Annotated in this window: 19 protein-coding genes; 9 read left to right on the top strand and 10 right to left on the bottom strand. The window is 36.6% G+C overall.

The genetic code is table 11. The features are described 5' to 3' along the window. Positions 1–144: 144 nt before the first annotated feature. Together LIV57_RS12260 and LIV57_RS12255 are read right to left on the bottom strand one after the other, a co-directional pair. Positions 145–1,050: an AraC family transcriptional regulator gene (locus LIV57_RS12260; RefSeq protein ID WP_227942806.1), complete on the bottom strand. Its 906-nt coding sequence runs from the start codon at positions 1,048–1,050 to the stop codon at positions 145–147. A gap of 153 nt (positions 1,051–1,203) precedes the next feature. Continuing rightward, positions 1,204–1,647: a nuclear transport factor 2 family protein gene (locus LIV57_RS12255; protein ID WP_227942805.1), complete on the bottom strand. Its 444-nt coding sequence runs from the start codon at positions 1,645–1,647 to the stop codon at positions 1,204–1,206. Positions 1,648–1,985: 338 nt separating this feature from the next. On the opposite strand from LIV57_RS12255, the gene LIV57_RS12250 reads away from it, so the two are divergent. Beyond that, positions 1,986–2,762 (top strand): CPBP family intramembrane glutamic endopeptidase, encoded by a 777-nt coding sequence (locus LIV57_RS12250; protein WP_227942804.1) that lies wholly within the window; start codon positions 1,986–1,988, stop codon positions 2,760–2,762. 187 nt (positions 2,763–2,949) lie between these two features. Continuing rightward, positions 2,950–3,900 carry a 1-phosphofructokinase family hexose kinase gene (locus LIV57_RS12245; protein WP_227942803.1) on the top strand — a complete coding sequence of 317 codons (951 nt, stop codon included), beginning with the start codon at positions 2,950–2,952 and terminating at the stop codon, positions 3,898–3,900. A gap of 171 nt (positions 3,901–4,071) precedes the next feature. Here LIV57_RS12245 and LIV57_RS12240 read toward each other — a convergent pair whose 3' ends face one another. The 6 genes from LIV57_RS12240 to LIV57_RS12215 all read right to left on the bottom strand — a co-directional run bounded on the left by LIV57_RS12240 (position 4,072) and on the right by LIV57_RS12215 (position 11,209). Beyond that, positions 4,072–6,333: a PAS domain-containing hybrid sensor histidine kinase/response regulator gene (locus tag LIV57_RS12240; RefSeq protein ID WP_227942802.1), complete on the bottom strand. Its 2,262-nt coding sequence runs from the start codon at positions 6,331–6,333 to the stop codon at positions 4,072–4,074. A 2-nt stretch (positions 6,334–6,335) separates the two neighbouring features. Beyond that, positions 6,336–7,472 carry an FIST signal transduction protein gene (locus tag LIV57_RS12235; protein ID WP_227942801.1) on the bottom strand — a complete coding sequence of 379 codons (1,137 nt, stop codon included), beginning with the start codon at positions 7,470–7,472 and terminating at the stop codon, positions 6,336–6,338. 436 nt (positions 7,473–7,908) lie between these two features. After that, positions 7,909–8,952, bottom strand: coding sequence for an MlaD family protein (locus LIV57_RS12230; protein WP_227942800.1), 1,044 nt, complete (start codon positions 8,950–8,952; stop codon positions 7,909–7,911). A gap of 12 nt (positions 8,953–8,964) precedes the next feature. Next, a complete protein-coding gene (locus tag LIV57_RS12225; RefSeq protein ID WP_227942799.1) occupies positions 8,965–9,744 on the bottom strand; it encodes an ABC transporter ATP-binding protein in 780 nt (259 codons plus the stop codon). After that, entirely contained in the window at positions 9,744–10,508 is a 765-nt protein-coding gene (locus LIV57_RS12220; protein ID WP_227942798.1) for an MlaE family ABC transporter permease, read from the bottom strand. Before LIV57_RS12220 ends, LIV57_RS12225 begins: the two co-directional genes overlap by 1 nt. Before the next feature lie 38 nt (positions 10,509–10,546). Then, positions 10,547–11,209 (bottom strand): BON domain-containing protein, encoded by a 663-nt coding sequence (locus LIV57_RS12215; RefSeq protein WP_227942797.1) that lies wholly within the window; start codon positions 11,207–11,209, stop codon positions 10,547–10,549. A 250-nt stretch (positions 11,210–11,459) separates the two neighbouring features. Between LIV57_RS12215 and LIV57_RS12210 the strand changes: the two genes are divergently transcribed. From LIV57_RS12210 to LIV57_RS12180, 7 genes are all read left to right on the top strand, one after another. Then, positions 11,460–12,824, top strand: coding sequence for a L,D-transpeptidase family protein (locus LIV57_RS12210; RefSeq protein WP_227942796.1), 1,365 nt, complete (start codon positions 11,460–11,462; stop codon positions 12,822–12,824). Between the two features lie 11 nt (positions 12,825–12,835). Then, positions 12,836–13,711 (top strand): universal stress protein, encoded by an 876-nt coding sequence (locus LIV57_RS12205; RefSeq protein WP_227942795.1) that lies wholly within the window; start codon positions 12,836–12,838, stop codon positions 13,709–13,711. A 119-nt stretch (positions 13,712–13,830) separates the two neighbouring features. After that, complete coding sequence (locus LIV57_RS12200; protein WP_227942794.1) at positions 13,831–15,018, top strand: PAS domain-containing sensor histidine kinase; 1,188 nt, start codon at positions 13,831–13,833, stop codon at positions 15,016–15,018. Between the two features lie 11 nt (positions 15,019–15,029). Continuing rightward, positions 15,030–16,082 (top strand): response regulator, encoded by a 1,053-nt coding sequence (locus LIV57_RS12195; RefSeq protein ID WP_227942793.1) that lies wholly within the window; start codon positions 15,030–15,032, stop codon positions 16,080–16,082. An 81-nt stretch (positions 16,083–16,163) separates the two neighbouring features. Then, positions 16,164–16,535 (top strand): hypothetical protein, encoded by a 372-nt coding sequence (locus LIV57_RS12190; protein ID WP_227942792.1) that lies wholly within the window; start codon positions 16,164–16,166, stop codon positions 16,533–16,535. Between the two features lie 69 nt (positions 16,536–16,604). Beyond that, a complete protein-coding gene (locus LIV57_RS12185; RefSeq protein WP_227942791.1) occupies positions 16,605–17,021 on the top strand; it encodes an Hsp20/alpha crystallin family protein in 417 nt (138 codons plus the stop codon). Positions 17,022–17,032: 11 nt separating this feature from the next. Then, positions 17,033–18,412, top strand: a complete 1,380-nt coding sequence (locus LIV57_RS12180; RefSeq protein WP_227942790.1) for an MBL fold metallo-hydrolase RNA specificity domain-containing protein — start codon at positions 17,033–17,035, stop codon at positions 18,410–18,412. A 250-nt stretch (positions 18,413–18,662) separates the two neighbouring features. Here LIV57_RS12180 and LIV57_RS12175 read toward each other — a convergent pair whose 3' ends face one another. Beyond that, positions 18,663–19,742, bottom strand: a complete 1,080-nt coding sequence (locus tag LIV57_RS12175) for an alpha/beta hydrolase family protein (protein ID WP_227942789.1) — start codon at positions 19,740–19,742, stop codon at positions 18,663–18,665. Next, the gene (locus LIV57_RS12170) at positions 19,739–20,119 is read right to left on the bottom strand and encodes a hypothetical protein (protein ID WP_227942788.1); all 381 of its coding nucleotides are present in this window, start codon (positions 20,117–20,119) and stop codon (positions 19,739–19,741) included. Before LIV57_RS12170 ends, LIV57_RS12175 begins: the two co-directional genes overlap by 4 nt. Between the last annotated feature and the right edge of the window lie 49 nt (positions 20,120–20,168).

Raw genomic sequence — 20,168 nt, 5'->3', positions numbered from 1 at the left:
GTGCTACAACGTTTAAAGTCCTTTGCATAAAAAAGTCCATCTATACTTCTTTATGCTACAGGTTATCTTATTGTAAGTAGCTGTACATCTCGTATTTTTAATTGATATTAAGTATAATCCTATTAAAATTAAACAGGAATTTATTTATCCGCCCATACTGTTTCTATATTGTGAAGGAGATAAATTAAGCTGTTTTCTAAAAAAAGTGCTGAAATGTGCAGGATCCTCGAAACCCAGTGTATAGGCAATTTCAGAAATCGCCCAGGAACTGTGTTTAAGCATTATTTTGGCCTCTTTTAATAGCCGCTCGGCGATGAGCTCAGAAGTTGTTTTCCGGGTAACCTCCTTCACCGATTTGTTAAGGTGATTAACATGGACTGCCATTTGTGAGGCAAATTCGGAAGCACTTCGAAGTGTTACCCCGTCAATTGTATTTTTTATCGGAAATTGGCTTTCCAGAAGATTCATAAATAAAGCAGTAATTCTTCCGGGAGCATTATTTTTTTCTATAACCACATTTGTAGCCGGTCTCATTTTCAGAGCACTGTGTATCAATTGAAAAATTAAATTGCAGATGACGTCATTTTTATATTCAAAATCAGAATTCTTTTCCTTTTCGATCTGTTTGAATATATCGGTAAGGGTAAGGAATTCGGTTTCGTTGAGTTCATAAACCGGATATCCGCCAGGTTGAAAAAAGGGGTATTTTTTCAAATTACCCTGATCTTCAAAAAAAGATTCCGTGAAAATGCTGGTATAGCCATTTTGTTTTTTATCCAGAGGTTCCCAATTATAAGGAATTAGCGGATGAGCAAAAAGAAGTCCGTACTCTTTAATTTCGAAACTTTTATCAGCATAGTGGATATTGCTTCTGCCCGATACTACACATATCTTAAAATAGTCTTTGTGGCCGTATGCAATTGTTTCGGGATTGTCCTCATTGATTGTTTCAATTTTAAATACATTAAAATGCCCTTCTTCTCCGTTTAAATCAGAAGTTTTAATAAAGGGACGCTGCGCATAATATTCCTCTACTGTTTCGGGTTTCATTACTTTATGAGGTCTTAAATATCGTTTTAATAGAAAATGTATGCGCGCAAATTTACATAATATATTCATTCCAATGTATTTGAAGGTGAATTCCAACAGCTGAAATCGTAAGGTTAGATTCCGGCTGTTAGAATTAATGTAGTAATAGTGAGATTATTCCTTAACAAAACTGCTTAAAGGGGCGTCAATAGCTTCCAGTGCAACCATAGGATTCCAGAAGTCTACATATCGTATAATTTTGCCTTCATCGTCTGTAGTGACAACGGAGATGTATTTCTGAATATAAGGTTTTCCGGTGGAAAGAGCATGACCGTCACTTGTGAATTCAGCAATAATGAGTGTAGGTTCTTCTGTTGCGTGGAAGAGTAAATTATCGAATTTAACTTCAAAGTGGTTAGGAAAATTCTTCATATATTCATATAATTCCTCTTTACCACTTACAGACGTAGGAAAATCTTTAGGTCCATACGGAAACTCAAGTATTCCATCTTCTTTAAACAGGTCAACCCATTCTTTTATCCTTCCGGAAGACAAAAATTCCAAATGGTTTTTAAAAGTTTGCTGTGCTGTGTTTCTGATTTGTTCTTTAGTATTCATAATCTTGATTTTTTTTTTTATGTTATTACTTATTAATGCTTAACCCTGATCAGTAGTTAAATTTCTTATTGCAAAGTTAGGCCTGCCGGAGATCGTACTGTTTTTAAAAATCAAATCAATACTTTTAAAAATCAATCATTTGAATTAATCATATCCAATCAGGCAAAATTTAGTATATCTAAGTTCTGTCCTTGGTTAAGATCAGCGGGTGCAAAAATCTCTTCTGTGGGCAGTTATTAAATCTGCAGATTCGAATCGTGTAATAACAATGTAATTATTTGGATGTCAGGTTTGTTGATGGGATTTTGTAACTTTAAGACAGTATAAATTTTTACAGAATGCAAAATACGTGGGTCTATTTTAAAGTTATCCTGTTTTATCTTTGTAGTGTAATATTATTTGCATTTTCAAATGCCATTTGTAATGCCGGTAAGCTTCCGCAGCTATTTTCACTGGTGTTTGCAGTATTATTAACAAGTGGATTGATTTATGTATTTATACGGTGGGATAAAATTTCACCGATACAAATTGGTCTCGGTTATAAAAGGGAATGGTTTTCAATATTTTGTGCCGGGTTTTGTATTGGAGTGATACTGGTAGGAATCATGATTGTGATTATTGCAAGTTTGACCCATATCGTTTTTGAAAGATCATCCACATTTAGGTGGAGCCAGTTTATTTTATATATTCCACTTTTTCTTTTTGTAGCAATCAGGGAGGAGCTTGTCTTTAGAACCTATATATTGTGGAGGCTTAATCGTAAAATAGGCCCGGTATTGAGCTTACTTTGTGTTACTGTGATATTTATTTCTGAGCATATGATTGCCGGATTATCCCTGAAGGACTCTTTGATTGGTACAGGATTGGGTGCTTTGCTTTTTGGAATTGCTACTTTAAGAACAGGAAATATAGCTCTGTCTACAGGTCTGCATTTTGCATGGAATTCAATACATTGGATGTTTGGTTTTAAGGATAATACAGGATTATTCATTGAAATAGTGCCTAAAGGCAGCGAAAATGCAGGCGAAATTGTTGCCTATATTGCCTATAGTACTGTGATGCTTCTGGGAATTATAACAGTTATCTTATTATTTAAACCTCGGAAAAATGCCTAATCCCTTTAATATTATGATGCCGTGAAAAATGTATTAACCATTTTTTTCAGGCGGCGCAATCGGGAAGGTGGCGCATTGTCGTTTCACAAGATTATTTTTAAAGGAATGTTGTGGAAATAATATTATTATAATGTAAAGCTGATAATTTTTAAATTTAATGAAATATGTTTTGTAAAAAAAATATCCAATGAGAAAGTCTGTTTTGACCATCACACTAAACCCGTCAGTTGATAAAAGCAGTAGTGTAAAAAATATAATTCCTGAAAAGAAATTACGCTGCCATTCTCCTAAATATGAAGCGGGAGGCGGTGGTATCAATGTTTCCAGAGCATTAAAAAGATTGGGAATCGTATCGGATGCTTTTTTTACTTCCGGAGGGAGAACCGGAAGATTACTGGAAGATTTGCTTACACAAGAGGAGTTGAATATACTCCCTTTATATGTCACCGGGGAAACCAGAGAAAATTTTGTTGTCCTGGATACATCTGATAATAAACAGTACCGCTTTGGATTTCCCGGAGAGAAGTTAACAACAGAAGAGCAGGTAAGCGTTTTGAATAGCATCAATACAATGACCTTTTCTCCGGATTTTGTAGTGATCAGTGGAAGTCTTCCGCCGGATACTGACAGGGACTTTATGAAAAAGCTTGTTCGTATGTTTAAGAAAAAGGGAAGTAAGATAATTATTGATACTTCAGGAGAAGCATTAAAAACTGCTGTAGAAGAAGGTGTTTTCTTAGTAAAACCTAATCTGGGGGAATTGGCTTCTCTGATAGGAAAAGAAAGGTTGGAGGACGAAGATATAGACCAGGCCGCCGGGCTTATAATCTCACAGGGCAATGCTGAAATTGTAGTGGTATCAATGGGTGAGAAGGGAGCCGTTTTATTCTCAGCAACCGAAAAATATCAAATGAATGCACCTGTGGTGACTATCAAAAGTACTGTTGGTGCGGGAGATAGTATGGTTGCCGGTATGCTTTCTGTCCTGGTAAAAGGAGGCGGTTATAAAGAAGTCCTGTCCATGGGAGTAGCGTGCGGATCTGCCACTACAATGACTGAGGGAACCGGGCTTTTTACAAAGGAGAATGTAGAAATTTTATTTAACGGTATGGTAAATAACAGCGATCCGTTATCATAATTTTTGATTTGCTCAGATTTTAAATAGATCAAATTGATTTTTTCAGCCGGGATTTTGTAGCTGGATTTACCATAATACTTTCTGAGAGAAACCTTGGGGAAAAATTATTCTCTCCACAGGGTATATTATTAATCTGAAAATCTGCCGTAATTTTGGATCAGACAGATGAGGCTATTTAATCTCATCTTTCAGCTGAATTACAACTATTTCAAGGGTCTTTTTTATTTTTTCAAATAAGGAATATAATTCAGAAAATTCTTTATTTTGCTCCTTTGCAAGCAATTCAAGCTGTTTTACAACGTCCTCAATAGAAACAATTCCAATAGACTGTATGCCCGGTCTGATTTTATCCATCAGTTTTGCAATTTCGGTGTAGTTTTTCTCTTCAAACGCTTTTTCCACCAATGGAATTATTGTCTCAGCCTGCACAATAAATAATGAGATCATTTTCCGTATAAAATCTTTATCACCCCTGCTGAGTGCTTGTATCTTTTTCAGGTTGTAGAGGCTTTTTTCATCTGTATCAGATACTGTCTCTGCAGTTTTTTCATGAATTTTGACATACTTATAAATGATATTCAGCAAATTTTCTTCATTAAAAGGCTTAGTGATATAATCATTCATTCCGGCGTTAATGCAATGATCTATTTCTGTTTTAAAAGCATTGGCCGTAAGTGCTATTACGGGAGTCTTAATTCCAAGTTCCTTTCTTACTATTTTAGTTGCTTCGATACCATCCATTTCCGGCATTTGCAGGTCCATCAAAATAATGTCAAATTCTTCTCTTTTTAAAATTTCTATGGCTATTTTACCATTTTCGGCTTTGGCAACGCTGCATTTAAAATGATGCAGTGATTTTTCGGCAACCAGCTGATTAAGAGCATTATCTTCCACCAGAAGAACTCTTGTGCCAGCGATGGAAATATGTTGATTTTTCCAGTCATTTTTTTTCAGATCCTCATCACTGCCTCTGTCCAGAAGTAAAGTTATTGTTATAGATGTACCCGTATTTTTTTCACTTTCTACATTAATTTCACCCTTCATAAGGTAAATAAGTTCCCGTGTAATAGACATTCCAAGACCAGTACCTCCATATTTTCTCGAAATTGAACTGTCTTCCTGATTGAATTTTTTGAATATATCACGTACATATTCTTCGCTCATTCCAATTCCCGTGTCCGTAATGCTGATTGAAATGGTCTGTTGGTCGGGGAAATTTTTCAGGACCTTGGATTCAACTCTGATCTGGCCCTCATTGGTGAATTTTAGTGAATTCCCGATGATGTTGTACAGAACCTGTTCAAGCCTTAACGAATCACCTTTTAAAACAGAAAAAATATCAGGCGAAAAATAGGTAATCAGTTTGAGTTTTTTCTCATCCGCTTTTGGTTTGAGAACAGAAATCACCTTTTGAATGCTGTCTTTTAAAGAAAAACTTTTGTTTTCCAGAGACATTTCTCCCGATTCAATTTTAGAGATATCCAGTATGTTATTGATAATTGATAATAAATGTTGTGAAGCATTATAGCTGTTTTCTACAAATTCTTGCTGATCTGAAGACAGGTGGCTTCTTTTAAGTTCACGCAAAAAACCAATGATGCCATTAAGAGGAGTTCGGATTTCGTGGCTCATATTGGCCAGAAAAACCTCTTTTGCTTTTGAGGCCTCCAGGGCTTTTGCTTTTTCAAGTTTTAATTCGTCTTCCAGTTTTTTTTGGTCGGTTATGTCAAGATGAATTCCTATGGACCCTAATAAATTTCCCTGATCATCATAACTGGGAGCTCCACTTATGGCCCACCATCTTGTTTCCCCCTTCTTATTCCTGACAGGAAGCTGATACACACTGGAAACTCCTTTTTTTCTTAATTCTATCTGATTTTGTATGAAACGGATATTATTTTCTCCATACAGGAAAAGTTCACTGGGATTTTTGCCAATGACTTCATCCAGTGAAAATCCTGAAACATCACAAAAACTCTGATTAGCGTAGCGGATAATTTCATGATTATCTACTTCAATGAGCCCTAAATTCATATTAGCAATAATATTCCGGTATTTTTCTTCCTGTTGCTTTATGTAATCTTCGGCCCTTTTTCTTTTTCTCAGCTGTTCAGAAAGATACAGGGATAATTCTTTAAGATCTTCTGATTTTTTTATTTCAATATCGGAGTCAATAATCTTTAATGACTCGTATAAATTGCTGATAGATTCCTGTTTAAGGGTATTTTCATCTTTAAGATTTTGATAAAGCTCCTGATATTCTTCTTCACTTTGTTTGAAAGCGTAGTCCATGAGTTCCTTATCCCTGTCAAATGATTTGTAAGATTCGTTAACTGCATTGATGAAATTAGTAAACTGCGAATGATTTTTACAGTCGTCCGTAAGGTATTTATTAATCTGCCTTTCAAGCAAATTGTGTAAGTTGGTTTCCATAGCTATTCAATTTCATTCACTGTGGTAATGGTAATTGTTTGATTGTGCAGAGCACAGTTGCCAAATGGGCTTAAAGGAGATAATTCTCCATATGAATAAAATCCGGTCAGTACCGTATCAGATTTGAAAACATCCCGAACAATATCTGCTTCTTCATACACTCTGTCACCCAGTACGATCTTTCTTCCCACGCAGCTGATAATGATTCCCAGTTTAATGTTATGTCGGGTCATCCTGAGGCATTCATTGGCTGCGTCATTTGCTGCATCAATAAGCCTGTCCATATTGGCTTTCATAAATCTTACTTTGCTTCCTTCCGGTAAATCTCCCGCAAAAATCATTGTGTCATCTTTAATGGACAGAATCGTTCTCACTACTGATGACGGATCCCTGGAAAGCTTAAGCGATAACGGAAAAAGCAGGGCAGAACCGGGAAGTTCTTCAGCATATTTTCCTAGGTATTTTTTATAGAGATCCAGAGCATTTTTGTTATCAATCTCGTAAAGAACATTATTTTGTGATTTTGTAACTATCCTTTCAAGTCCAAAGCTTTCCCAGCCTCCAATTGAAGAGTGTGATAATTCAAGATGTTCTCCATAAAATCCAACAGCAAGAATTTTATTGGGCTGGGGAACCTGATTGAGCCCAACCACTGTTTTTTCAAATTTATCACCATCTCCGGCCAGGCCTCCTGAGATCAAAACTTTTTCCGGACGGCTGGCGTTAAGCCCATGTACCAGCTGGCTGCCATTTACCTTGTTGCCATCTGAAAGGATGAATACCCATCTAAGTCCTTCTGAAGGCAGATTTTCAATTAATTTTTTTCCCGCATTATAGCTGTCTGAAAAATCTTCAATATCAATTTGTGACGTTTTTATGGAAGATGTTGAAAAACTGATTGCGGTTAAAACAACGGTTCCGTCATACACTTCATTACAAAAAATTTCTCCTGAGGAAGAGGAGAGAGCGATCTCTGCATTCGGAAACTTTTCCTTTAAAAGAACAAAAAAGTCCTCTTTTTCAATAATATTTCTGGTTCCGAATCCTATGACGAGCTGCACTTCGTGATAGTCAAGCTTTTCTTCATTTCTTTCTGATTTGAAGTCTCCGTTTATAAAAAGTAATTTGGCAACTTTCATTTAATTATTTGCTGTTTCAAGGTTATTAATCGCTTATAAATAATTGATTTTCCTATTTCTTTTAGATGGCTTTAATCTGTTTAAAGAGTTCACCATCTTGAATGTCAGGTAATCGAAAGTCAGTACAAATTATACCGGGATATTTGTAAGGGTTTGAAATGCAGTTTTTTGCATTGCTGAATAGCAGGACTTCGTAATCGGGATTTAGCGGGAGATGATATTTTAACATTTCTCCAAAGAAATTATCATCGTCGGCTATAAATATTTTACACATTTGCGTTGGTTTTAGTTTTAAGTTTACTACTAAAATAAGTAATTTTCATCAATTAATGAATTATTTTATCACAAAGCTTGATAAATTTAAATTATAATCGATTATTATTAAATATTGTGTTTGGAAGTAGCAGGTGAGCATTTGAATTTATTAAATCAGGTCTCACTTATTCGCAGCCTTTTTTTTGAAATAACCCCTCAATAAAAAGTTGTTTCGGGCCGCAGCCTCTAATTCCCTGAGTTCATCAACTCCTTTACCGATATTATTGATGGTAGAATCTACCGACCTTCCCAGTCTTGGATTATCAACCAATTTGGAAACTACATTTTCGTTATTGTTGATTTTTGCAGTAAATTTTTTCAGATCCTCAGAAGATTTCTCCAGATTGGTCAATGTTTTTCCCAATGAGGCTGCTAAAGTATCGTTTGTCGTTATTTGAGAAAGTATATTGTTCTTATCATTGAGCTTCGCAGCGAAAAGGCTGATCTGCCCTGCACTGTTTTTTAAATCAAGAATACTGCTTCCCATATTATCGCTCAGACTTTTATCGGTAAATACCCTGTAAATAATTCCATCCTTATTGTGGAGAACAGGAGTGAATGAAGCGAAATCATTCATGCTTGTCTGAAGATTCTGTACCGTTTTGTCTATACGGTTCGCAAAATCTTTACTGGTCATTATTTTTACCAGTAAACCGTCTTTATTGTTCATCTTGGCTGTGAAATCAACCAGTCCGGTGGTAACGGTCCGGATATTGTCTGCGCTTTTCTTAATGCTGAAAAGGACATCTTCAATTTCTGTGGTTTTGTATGAAGCAATTACAGTATTATTACCAACTACATTGGCAGAACCTGTTCCCGGAGAAATAACAAGTACTTTATCACCAACCAATCCGTCTGAAGCGATGCTTGCAACCGCATCTGTCTTAATATACTGCTGAACATCTTTTTTGATGCTCATTTTTACCATAACCAGTGAATCAGAAATAAAATCTATTTTACTGACAGTTCCGATATTGATCCCGGAAAGGCGCACATTGCTGCCTTGTTTTAATCCGCTTACATTTTCGAATTCTGAACGCAGAATAAAGTTAGAACCAAATATATTTCTTTTAAGGCCAATAAAATAGACGGTCAATATAAAGAGGATGATCCCTGCGATAACAAAGATTCCTAATTTCAGATTATTTGATGATTCGTTTTTCATGACTTCCTCCGTTTATTTTTCAAAAAATGATTTTATCCAGCTGTCCGTACTGTTTTCAACAGATTGATAGGTTCCTTCCATATTGACCTTTCCATCTTTCAGTACAATAATCCGGTCACTGGTGTATTTTGCACATAATAAATCATGGGTGATAATGATAGAAGTTGTATTGAACTTCTGCTTAATGCTGCGTATCAGTTCTATAATTTCTTTGGCAGTAATCGTATCCAGCCCTCCGGTTGGTTCGTCATAGATCATTATTTCAGGCTTGATGATCAGAGCTCTTGCGAGGCCTATTCTTTTGCGCATTCCTCCTGAAAGTTCCGATGGCATTTTGTCGATGGCTTCTTCAAGGCCGACATTGCTTAGCGCTTCTGTAATGGCTTGATCTATTGTTTCTTCACTCAGATTTTTATTATGATGCTGTAAGGTGAATGCTAAATTTTGTCTCACCGTCATAGAATCATATAAAGCTCCGCTTTGAAACAGAAAACCAATTTTTTTCCTCACCTTGTTAAGCTCTTCTTCATTAAGGCTGGTGATCGCTTGTCCGCCAATATAGATGTCTCCTTCATCAATTTTGGTAAGACCTACAAGGCATTTTACCGTAACGGACTTTCCTGAACCTGATCTTCCTAATATCACCAGATTTTCTCCTTTTTTAACCTGAAAACTGATCCCGTCCAATACCTTATTATTGCCATAAGATTTGCACACATTCTTAAACTCGATAAGCGGTCCGTTAATCAGAGGTAAGGTAAATTCAGCGTTAAGGTTTTCATATGTTTTCATTACAGTTCAAAAAATAAATCCGCAATCTGTACTGCGAGCAAGTCAATAATAAAAATCATCAGGGAAGCTGAAACTACGGCTGTGTTGGCAGCTTTTCCTACACTCTTTGTTCCTCCTTCAGCACTAAAACCATGATAACAGCCGATAATTCCGATAAAAAAACCGAAAAAAAATGTTTTCAGGGTTGCCGGAAGAAGATCGGCAAATTCCAGTGACTCAAAAACATGGGAAAAATAGTGACTGATACTATTATCTCCGTGAATATTGATTCCTATAAAACCTCCCAGAATTCCCACCAGATCGGCAAAAATTACCAGGACAGGGATCATTAATGTTGTGGCAAGGGTTCTTGTCACTACAAGATAACGGTAAGGATTAATGGCAGAAACCTCCATAGCATCAATCTGTTCGGTAACCTTCATGGATCCAAGCTCGGCACCTATTCCGGATGAAACTCTTCCTGCACAGATCAGAGCGGTAATAACCGGTGCAATTTCTCTTATTAATGAAAGGGAAACCATACCCGGTATCCAGGATTCAGCCCCAAATCTGGACATTGCCGGACGTGACTGAATGGTAAGTACCAGCCCCATAATAAAAGCAGTTACGGTGACCAGAGGCAATGACTGATATCCCACAACAAAACACTGTCTGGTAAACTCTTTATATTCAAAACCGGGTTTCATCATCTCTCTGAAAAACCGGGCAGAAAAGGAGGCAATATTGCCTGCAAGAGCAAAGCTTTTTGTAAGAAAAGATTTCACAATATTCTGTTTAATTTCTGATAACCGGAATCATTTACTTATATATTGTATTCATAATCAACTTCCAGTTTGTTTTTTAAATGTTTAATACCAGGAGTTTTCCAGGCAATCCGGCCTGCTTCTTCCTTTTGCTGCCATGAATGGACAGTTCCTGTCAGGGTTACTGTTGTATCAGATACAGAAACCGTTATTTCTCTTTCATCAACAGCACTTCTTTTCAATGCTTCCTCTACTTTTTTTTTGCTTACTGTATCATCAGTATCGGGATTGATGGTGATATTATTAAAGATACCTTTTATTCCGGGGAGGAATTGTATTGCATTTTCAGTAATCTCTCTCTGATAATCCCAGGGAAGCTCACCATCCAGATCTACCCATCCGTTTTCTACCTTAACCTTTATCTTATCCTGAGGAATAATAACATTGGAAGCAAAAGCACTGATGATTTCGGCACCAATTTCAGCATCCGTTTTTACCTTTGAATCCGGAAGTTTTACCTGGATGTTTTCTACCAGTACCTTTACTCCGGCTACATTTCTGGCTGCATTTTCTGCCTGTTTCTTTTTCGAAAAGCTATCAACAGTTCCGGTTAAAGATACAACCCCATCTGCTGCCATAACTCCTATTTCTGCAGGATGGAGAAGAGGTTCCCACTTGATGGCATCCTGTACATCTTGCTGTAATTGTTCATTTGTTTTCATCTGTAGTCAATTTTATACTTCAAAGTTCAGGAAGACTTACAGGTAAAGGAATGATGGCAGTCATTCTGAAAAATGATGTTGATCATATGACGGTTGTGTATATAGTTTTTAAGTTGATTTATCAAAAACAGATGATTACTGTATTCATATAAGAAAAATATGGGACAGGATTATGTCATTTTTTTATGTGATAAGGGTCATTATTCATCAGGCAATGAATTTGGAACTTTACATTCATAAATTAAGCATTATGAAGACTTTATTGAACTGGATAACTGTTATTTTCAGTATTACATTTTTCCACGGACAAGATATAAGTGCTGCCAATCAAATAGCAATTGTACTCCGTGATAAAGCTGAACTTACGGAACTGCACTTTCCAAAATCTGTCAACCAGTTTTATCATCAACACGGGTTTGAATATGTCTGGATCAATCCCTCTGTAAAGAAGAACCTGCTTCAGGATGCCATTCTTTTATTGAAAGATACCGGTAAAAGGGGACTATCTTCCAAAGATTACCATGAGCAGAGTCTTACCCCGGAAATTTTAAATACTGTTGCAGAGCAAACTCAATATATAGACACCAAAGAAAATGCTGTAACTGATATTTTAATGACAGATGCTCTTATTACTTATATCAATTACCTGCACTTTGGAAAGTACAATCCTTTTTACAGTTCGTCTTTTATTGATGGTAATAATATAGAAGGTTTTAAGGCTGTAGAGATATTGTATCAGGCATTACAGAAAGATGATTTACAAAAAACAGTTCTGGATGTTCAGCCTGAAATTCAGGAATACGTTGATTTTCAAAATTATCTGAATGCGAATTATAGCGATGGTTTTAAAAACCGGGAGGAAGAATTTAAAAAGGTAGCTATCAATATGGAGCGTTTGCGCTGGATGGATGTAAATAAGGATACTTATCTGTTGGTGAATATTCCTTCTTATTCTCTGGATTTCGTTCAGAAAGACAGGATACTCCATTATAAGGTGATTGTAGGAAAACCCTCTACGCCAAGTCCTGTTGTAAAGAGTACCGTTGATTATTTTACAACTGCTCCTGACTGGAAAGTTCCTCAAAATATATTCATAAAAGAAATGCTTCCTAAAATAGTAAAAAACAGCCGGTATCTCGAAGATCATCATTATTCACTGTATGACAGATCAGGAAAAGCAATACCTGCAACTTCTTCAAATTTGAAACAAATATATAAAAACCCGTATCAATACAGTATAAGGCAGTCTTCCGGCTGTGATAATGCGCTTGGAGCTGTCGTTTTCAGGTTTTCAAACTCCTATGGGGTATACCTTCATGATACCTCTCAGAAACAATTATTTGAAAGGGCACAGAGAGCCTTAAGTCATGGATGCATCCGTGTAGAAAATGCAGGAGACCTGGCTGCCCAGCTGCTGAAATATGATGGAGCTGAAAAAGAGATCCCGCTTATGAAATCTTTTATGGATCGTTATGAAAGAAAAGATTTTGTTTTAAAACAACCGGTTCCTATCATGATTGCTTACCTTACCTGCCTTATCAAAAACGGAAAGCTGGTATTCTATAATGATATTTATAATCTTGATCCTATCCTGGAACGTAAACTTCAATTTTAATAACTAAAATAATGAGAACAATTGTAGTACCCACCGATTTTTCAGAGCCCGCCAGAGCTGCCGCAGAATATGCTCTTCACCTGGCACATACATTAAAAAGTAATATAGAACTGTGTCATGCCTTCAAAACTCCTATTGAAGAACCCATGCTCGGACAAACCGCATGGACTTTATATGAATATCCTGTTCTAAAGAAAGAATATGAGGATGAGTTGAAGAAAGAGGTAAAAAGTATTGAATATAAAGAAAAGCATTTGTGGGGAGAGGATTCTTTTCCTTTTCATCCTTCCATCTATTATACTTGCGAAACAGGAGATCCCATACGGCTGATCAACGATACAGCGGCTAGAAACAGAACATTACTGGTGGTAATGGGAATGAAAGGAGCAAGCAATCTTGCACGGTTTCTTCTGGGGAGCAACAGTATCAAAATGATTGAGCATACTGAATATCCATTACTGCTCATACCGGCAGGATATCAATATCAGGACCTGAAAAAGATTGCATTTGCTACAGATTTGAATATACAGGATATAAAAATATCACATGCGCTGATCAAATTTGCGAAGTATTTCAATGCTGAGCTGCTTATTACCCATATCACAGACACCGCTGTTGATCTTATAGATAACACATCCTATCAGCAGAAGAAAGATACTTTTTTTAGAGATCTTGAAGGAAAAATTTGTTATAATTATATTGAAAGCGAGAGTATTGATACAGGACTGAACATTTTAAAAGAGAAAAGCATTGATATGCTGGTGATGGGTCATCAGCAAAAAGGTTTTATAGGCAGGCTTATTGCCGGTAGTCATGCAGCCAGACAAGCTCACGATTTGCAGATTCCTTTATTGATTATTCCTGAAGGAGGGCACATCTATTTTTAGATTCCAAAATATTGATAAAAATAATAATTAAAAAATATTTATTTGTTAACATATTACAGTGTTTCATAGAAAATTGATTTAAAATACTTATCTTTAATAAGGGTAAGTATTTATTTTTTATGGAAAGCGCCAGACTCTTACAAGCAATTATAGAAACAGCAATAGACGGGATTATTACTATTGACAGCAAGGGTAAGATTGAAAATTTAAATCCCTCTGCGTTAAAGATATTTGGGTACAGAGAAGAAGAGTTAATTGGTAAAAATATTTCTGTATTAATGCCGGAACCCGATCACAGCAGACACGATGGTTATCTTCTGCGCTATCAGCAGACAGGAGAGAAAAAAATAATTGGTAAAGGCAGAGAAGTAAAAGGACTTAGAAAAGATGGCACCCAGTTTCCATTCAGGCTTGCTGTAAGCGAAGTCCAGCTCCAGGACAGGGTTATTTATACCGGGTTTATTCACGACCTGTCTAAAGAGAAAGAAGCTGAGGAATTTCTTAAAAAATACACCGGAGAACTTGAAGACCTGGTTGAAAAGAGAACAAAATCTCTTCAGGAGATGCTAAGTGCTTTGGAAAAAGCAAAAGAAGAAGCGAATCTTTCCCTTGAAAAAGAAAAGGAGCTTAACCGGATGAAAAGCCGTTTTGTATCTATGGCTTCGCATGAATTCCGTACCCCTTTAAGCTCTATGCAGCTTTCTGTCGTTCTTATTGAAAAATACCTTCAGCTTGCTGATCATTCTCAAATCCTGAAACATCTTCATAAAATAAAAAATGCAATTGCTGGTCTCAACGGGATTCTTAATGATTTTCTTTCCCTGGAAAAACTGGAAGCGGGTATTGTAACCCCGGCATACAATGAGTTTGATATTATAAAATTCTCAGAAGAACTTGTGGAAGAAATGCAGCTGATTACCAAAGACAATCAAATTATAATTTATCAGCATACCGGAGTAGAAAATATTGTCAATCTGGATCAGAATTTATTAAGAAACTGCCTCATGAATCTGATCAGTAATGCCATAAAGTATTCCGGGGAAAATACACTTATTGAGTTTTGTACGGAAATAAATAAAGAATATTACCTGATGACGGTAAAAGACAATGGAATAGGGATTCCTGAAGATGATCATGCAGGGCTCTTCCAGCCTTTTTTCAGGGCTCATAACATTGGTAATATTCCGGGAACCGGCCTGGGACTAAATATTGTTCTCCGGTATGTTAATCTGATGAACGGCAATATAGATTTTAATAGCGAACCTGGTAAAGGAACTCAGTTTACGTTGTCTTTTACAAGAAAATAAGTTCATTATGTATGGAAAAAACAAAAATATTGATCATTGAGGATCATGATGACATCCGGGAAAGCACTTCTGAAATTCTGATGCTGGCCGGCTATGAGGTTTTGCAGGCAAAAAATGGCAGAAAGGGAGTGGAGCTGGCCATCAGATATATACCTGACATCATATTGTGTGATATTATGATGCCGGAGCTCGATGGGTATGGAGTATTATATCTTTTAAGCAAAAGAGAAGAAACTTCACTGATCCCCTTTGTCTTTATTACAGCTAAAGCGGACAGGGCAGAAATACGCAGGGGAATAGAAATGGGTGCGGATGATTATCTGACAAAGCCCTTTGATGATATTGAACTTTTAAATGCTATTGAGAGCAGGCTTAAGAAAAGAGAGCATCAGAAAAAGTCTTATAGCACCAATGATGACCAGATGAATCATTTGTTCCGATCTGTAAGCGGCCTTGAAGAACTGAAAAGATCTTTTGATGTCCGCAAAATCAAAACTCTGAAAAAGAAACAGATTATATACACTGAAGGTGATACGGCAAATGCTGTGTACCTCATACTTTCCGGGTCGGTAAAAACTACAAAAATGACAGAGGAGGGAAAGGAGCTGATGACATGTGTATATTATCCTGACGAATATTTTGGAATTACCTCATTGTTTACAGGAAGAGAGTATAAAGAAACGGCCGAAGTACTTGAAGATGCTGCCTTATGTTCTATTCCCAGAGAAGAGCTGGATCAGCTGATCTGTAAATATCCTGATGTGGCAGAAAAGTTTATTAAAATTCTTGCACAAAATGTGGTCAATCATGAACAGCAGCTTTTACATCTCGCTTATTTTTCAGTAAGAAAAAGGATGGCAGAAATTCTCAGCAGATTATATCAGGTGCATTCGGAGACGGGAAATTTTGAAATTTCCAGGGAGAATCTCGCTTCTATGGCCGGTATGGCTATCGAGACAGTAAGCAGGATACTCGGAGACTTTAAAGAAGAAGGTCTTATTGATAGAAATGCAGGGAGAATTACAATTTTGGACATTACCCGATTACAGAAAATGAAAAATTAAAATACAGATCATCTTTAATAATGATTTTGCACACGGCTGGCTTTTTTATTCTTCAATACATTTGATGAATGAACAGAAGCTATGAAAGTGATCGCATATAATATAAGTCAGATTGACAAAGAATTTCTTGCTTTAGCCAATCATAAAAGACATAAAATGACCATCATCAGCGCTCCGTTGGATGAGGCAACAGTATATTTTGCCCAGGCAAAGGATGTTGTTATCATTACCGGTGATGACTGTTCTGTTTCGCCCTCTATTTTTAAAATTCTTATTTCATTAGGAGTCAGATATATTATAGCATGGCTTAACGACCCTTTAAAAGATGATGTGCCCGGAATACAAAATGACAGTTTACGATGGACATCTGTCAGAAATGCAGATCCGTCCGGTGCCTGGGAAGTTATCAATATTATCAATAGGTGGCAGAAGGATGATGACGATCACAATTAAGTACAATCATTGTCACGGTTTCTGAATACGCCTTATGGTACCTTTGATATCTAATCAAAAACGGTTATTATGAAAACTTTAGCCCAAAAACAATCTGCAGTAAAACTATTAACAGAAGAGTTCTGGAGTAAAAACGAAATTGTTAACCAGCCTGCTAAAATAGAACATTCAGTGAATATCATTGATAAAAACGGGAATTATAAGATACAGGTTAATGCTCCCGGCTTTAAGAAAGATGAATTTAAGATCAAGATAGAAAACGGCGTTTTGAATATTCAGGCTTATACATCAGATAAAAAAGAAGAAATTAAAAAAAATTATGTAAGAAAAGAATTTTTAACCTCTTCTCTTGCAAGAAGTTTCAGGCTTCCGGAAGGTATTGATGTCAGTAATATCAAAGCCCGTTATAAAAATGGCCGGCTGTACATTAAAATGGGTAAAGCCAATACCGTAAAACAGATGAATAAAAAAGTAAAAGTCCAGTAAATGATATCAAAATGAAAACGATTACTTTAAAATCACTTGGCGGCGCGGAAACAGTTACCGGATCGAAACATTTATTAAAAACGCCTGAATTAACTATTCTAATTGATTGCGGCTTGTTTCAGGGCGTAAAATACCTTAGAGAGCAAAACTGGATGCAGCTGGATACCGATGTTTCGGAAATAGACGCCATTATTCTTACCCATGCCCACCTTGATCATTGCGGATATATTCCGCTTATCGTAAAAAATGGGTTTAAAGGTAAAATTTACATGAGCGGTCCTACTAAGGAACTTACAAAACTGATATTACTTGACAGCGCCAAACTTCAGGAAGAAGATGCCGAAAAAGCCAACCGCCATCATTATACAAGACATCATCCGGCAAAACCTCTGTATACGGTAAATGACGCTGAAAGATCTTTTAAGCAGTTCTTTGTGATTGATGAAAATGAGGAAATAAAGCTAAGCGAACATATAAGCTGTCTGTTTAAGCCGTGCGGGCATATTATAGGAGCCTGTTCTGTGAGAATTACCTGCTTTGGGAAAATAATAGTTTTCTCAGGAGATATAGGAAGAAATCACAGCGCAGTTTTAGCTCCTCCCGATTTTTTTACACAGGCTGATTTTTTGGTTATGGAATCAACTTACGGAGACAGGCTCCATGAAAATAAAGATTTATCGGATCAGTTGGAATATTGGATTAATAAGACTGTAAAAGACCGGGGAAATATAATAATTCCCTGTTTTGCAGTCGGGCGGGCACAGGAAATCATTTATATCCTTCAGGAACTTAAAGACAGGAATAAAATCCCGGTCAGCATTCCGGTGGTTCTTGATAGTCCTATGGCAGCTGCCGCTACCGAAATTATGGTAAGGTACTCAGATTATACATTAGTCGAGAGGCAGCAATGGAATGATATTATGGAAAAGATTTGCATAACAAAAGATTATACTGACACCCAGGAAATAATTGCAGAAAAACAATCAAAAATTGTTATTGCAGGAAGTGGTATGATTACAGGCGGAAGAGTGCTGGAATATCTGAAACACTATATCGGCGACAGCAGAAATACAGTGCTGATCGTTGGTTTTCAGGCTGAAGGTACGAGGGGCCGGGCATTGTTAAATCAATCTCATGAACTTAAAATGCACGGAAAATACTATGAGGTCAGAGCCCATATTGCAGAAATTACAGGGTTATCCGCTCATGCAGATCAGTCTGAATTACTGGAATGGATCAGAAAATATAAAATTCCTCCAAAGCAGGTCATGCTTGTCCATGGTGAGCTGTCTGCATTGGAGGCCCTCAGGGTAAAAATCCAGACGGAGCTTCAGGTTCCGGTTAAGATTCTTAAAAAAGATGAAGAAAGTATTTTAGCACAAGTGGAATAGGAAATTATTATTTTAAATGATAAACCGCATTGCCACTGAAATGGTGTCCATAAAGATAAAAGTGAACCACAATGAATTTTTCCAATTCTCCACAGTACGTTTCTTGCTGATAAAGTTCAGGTCTATATAATAATATAACAGAAAGCATAAAATAAGAGAGGCCTTTTTCCTTCAGGAGCAAAACCTCTCTTTATTGCTGATATTTTTTAGGATTATTTAATGAGATATATCGGATATCCTTCTTTCAATTTCAATTACAATAATTGTTTCGTGGATTGGTATTGCTTCCGCAGGAAAACTGATATTTACTTTGCAAATACTTTGGGGTAGGATTATCTGTGACTTCGAGTGGGGCCATTATCTGTCCATTGTAGGACGGCATGGTAACCTGTGCCGTTGAACCATTACCTAAAGCAACATTTTTGGCATTGATATTTCCATTAAAGCTATAATCCATCATGGCATCCAGAAGACGGTATACCCCATAATAATCCAAGGCATCAAAAGCTTTCCTTGAACTTGGCATAGCATGATCAGTGATGTAATTGTATCCATTAATAGCAGACGATTTAAAATAAATAAAATCTTTTTCAGTTGTAGAAATATTAATGTTTTTAAATATATCAATTGCCATTCTGTGATCATTTACAGTATCTTCATCATAAACCTGGGTAATCATTTTGGTATTGGCCGGAAAATTCTGCAGTTGCTGTTGTGTGGTTAACGGGCTGTTCCAGTTAAAAGAATACCAGGGTGCCATGGTAAAAAGAAAGCGTGCATTTTGTCCCCATCCTTTTTCTGTAAATGCTTTATAGGCAAGATCTATGCTGGCCCCACCACCAAAAGAATGTCCCATAAAACCTACTTTCTGCGTATCTATGATGTTGGGATAATCTGTTGCAGCTTTTATAAATCCTTCCCAAAGTGTCTGATAACGGTGATCAACACTTATATCTACGGTACGGTATGGTACGAATACCACAACATAGCCTTTCTTGGCGATAAAATGATACAGCTCTATATTGTAATCCTTTTCTTCACCACCAAACGGATGCGAAAAGAATATAGTGGGTCTGGGTGAAGTAATTCCTTTTGGATAGAAAATTGAAACTTGTGTTCCTGCGTATTGCGGATTATTAAAATCAATTTCAGCAACTTCATAATTTCCATCTGAGCCATACCCTGATGCAGGTTTTTGTATAGGTCCCTGAAGACTGTTGGTGAGCTTGGATTTTTGAGAAGAGCCTTCCTCAGTATCGTTATTACTCTGAGAGCATGCCGAAGTGGTAATAAACATTATCATTACCCATGGATAAAATAGTTTTTTCATTGTTTTTTGTCTTTAATATTATGAATCATCTGATCTTTAACTTCCAGATATTTTCTATATTGTCCTGCATCCAGAATGTGGCTTAGGGCATTAGATTTTTCATTCTGTAAAGCTTTCATCTTTTTGAATTTAGAAAAATTGCCCTCCTTACTTTGAATAATGGGATCATTCTTTTGGGCATACTGAAGGTTAACATATACCTGTTCAACTTGTATCGTGTTTAATGCAAGCTTCGTTCGTATCCATTCAGTCTGCATTTTTGCCCTCTGTTCGGGGGTAGCTTGTTTGAGGCTTTTACTTTGTGCAGATACTGTAAAGGGTATACATAATATAACTGCAGTAAACAGAAGCATTTTCTTTATTGTTTTTACATGCATATTTGATAAGTTTTAGTTTTTAATGAAACAAATGTAATAATGCAGGTAA

Origin of the sequence: Chryseobacterium sp. X308 (genome assembly GCF_020733145.1) — a bacterium.
GTDB classification, from domain to species: domain Bacteria; phylum Bacteroidota; class Bacteroidia; order Flavobacteriales; family Weeksellaceae; genus Chryseobacterium; species Chryseobacterium cupriresistens.
Note: the sequence above shows the minus strand (reverse complement) of the source record. Positions and strands in the feature narration are given on the sequence as shown.

Coding starts and splice junctions, on each gene's coding strand:
- LIV57_RS12180 (WP_227942790.1), top strand. CDS start 17,033: ATGAAAACGATTACTTTAAAATCACTTGGCGGCGCGGAAACAGTTACC.
- LIV57_RS12240 (WP_227942802.1), bottom strand. CDS start 6,333: ATGGAAACCAACTTACACAATTTGCTTGAAAGGCAGATTAATAAATAC.
- LIV57_RS12235 (WP_227942801.1), bottom strand. CDS start 7,472: ATGAAAGTTGCCAAATTACTTTTTATAAACGGAGACTTCAAATCAGAA.
- LIV57_RS12215 (WP_227942797.1), bottom strand. CDS start 11,209: ATGAAAACAAATGAACAATTACAGCAAGATGTACAGGATGCCATCAAG.
- LIV57_RS12225 (WP_227942799.1), bottom strand. CDS start 9,744: ATGAAAACATATGAAAACCTTAACGCTGAATTTACCTTACCTCTGATT.
- LIV57_RS12170 (WP_227942788.1), bottom strand. CDS start 20,119: ATGCATGTAAAAACAATAAAGAAAATGCTTCTGTTTACTGCAGTTATA.
- LIV57_RS12260 (WP_227942806.1), bottom strand. CDS start 1,050: ATGAAACCCGAAACAGTAGAGGAATATTATGCGCAGCGTCCCTTTATT.
- LIV57_RS12205 (WP_227942795.1), top strand. CDS start 12,836: ATGAGAACAATTGTAGTACCCACCGATTTTTCAGAGCCCGCCAGAGCT.
- LIV57_RS12195 (WP_227942793.1), top strand. CDS start 15,030: ATGGAAAAAACAAAAATATTGATCATTGAGGATCATGATGACATCCGG.
- LIV57_RS12210 (WP_227942796.1), top strand. CDS start 11,460: ATGAAGACTTTATTGAACTGGATAACTGTTATTTTCAGTATTACATTT.
- LIV57_RS12185 (WP_227942791.1), top strand. CDS start 16,605: ATGAAAACTTTAGCCCAAAAACAATCTGCAGTAAAACTATTAACAGAA.
- LIV57_RS12230 (WP_227942800.1), bottom strand. CDS start 8,952: ATGAAAAACGAATCATCAAATAATCTGAAATTAGGAATCTTTGTTATC.
- LIV57_RS12250 (WP_227942804.1), top strand. CDS start 1,986: ATGCAAAATACGTGGGTCTATTTTAAAGTTATCCTGTTTTATCTTTGT.
- LIV57_RS12245 (WP_227942803.1), top strand. CDS start 2,950: ATGAGAAAGTCTGTTTTGACCATCACACTAAACCCGTCAGTTGATAAA.
- LIV57_RS12175 (WP_227942789.1), bottom strand. CDS start 19,742: ATGAAAAAACTATTTTATCCATGGGTAATGATAATGTTTATTACCACT.
- LIV57_RS12200 (WP_227942794.1), top strand. CDS start 13,831: ATGGAAAGCGCCAGACTCTTACAAGCAATTATAGAAACAGCAATAGAC.
- LIV57_RS12255 (WP_227942805.1), bottom strand. CDS start 1,647: ATGAATACTAAAGAACAAATCAGAAACACAGCACAGCAAACTTTTAAA.
- LIV57_RS12190 (WP_227942792.1), top strand. CDS start 16,164: ATGAAAGTGATCGCATATAATATAAGTCAGATTGACAAAGAATTTCTT.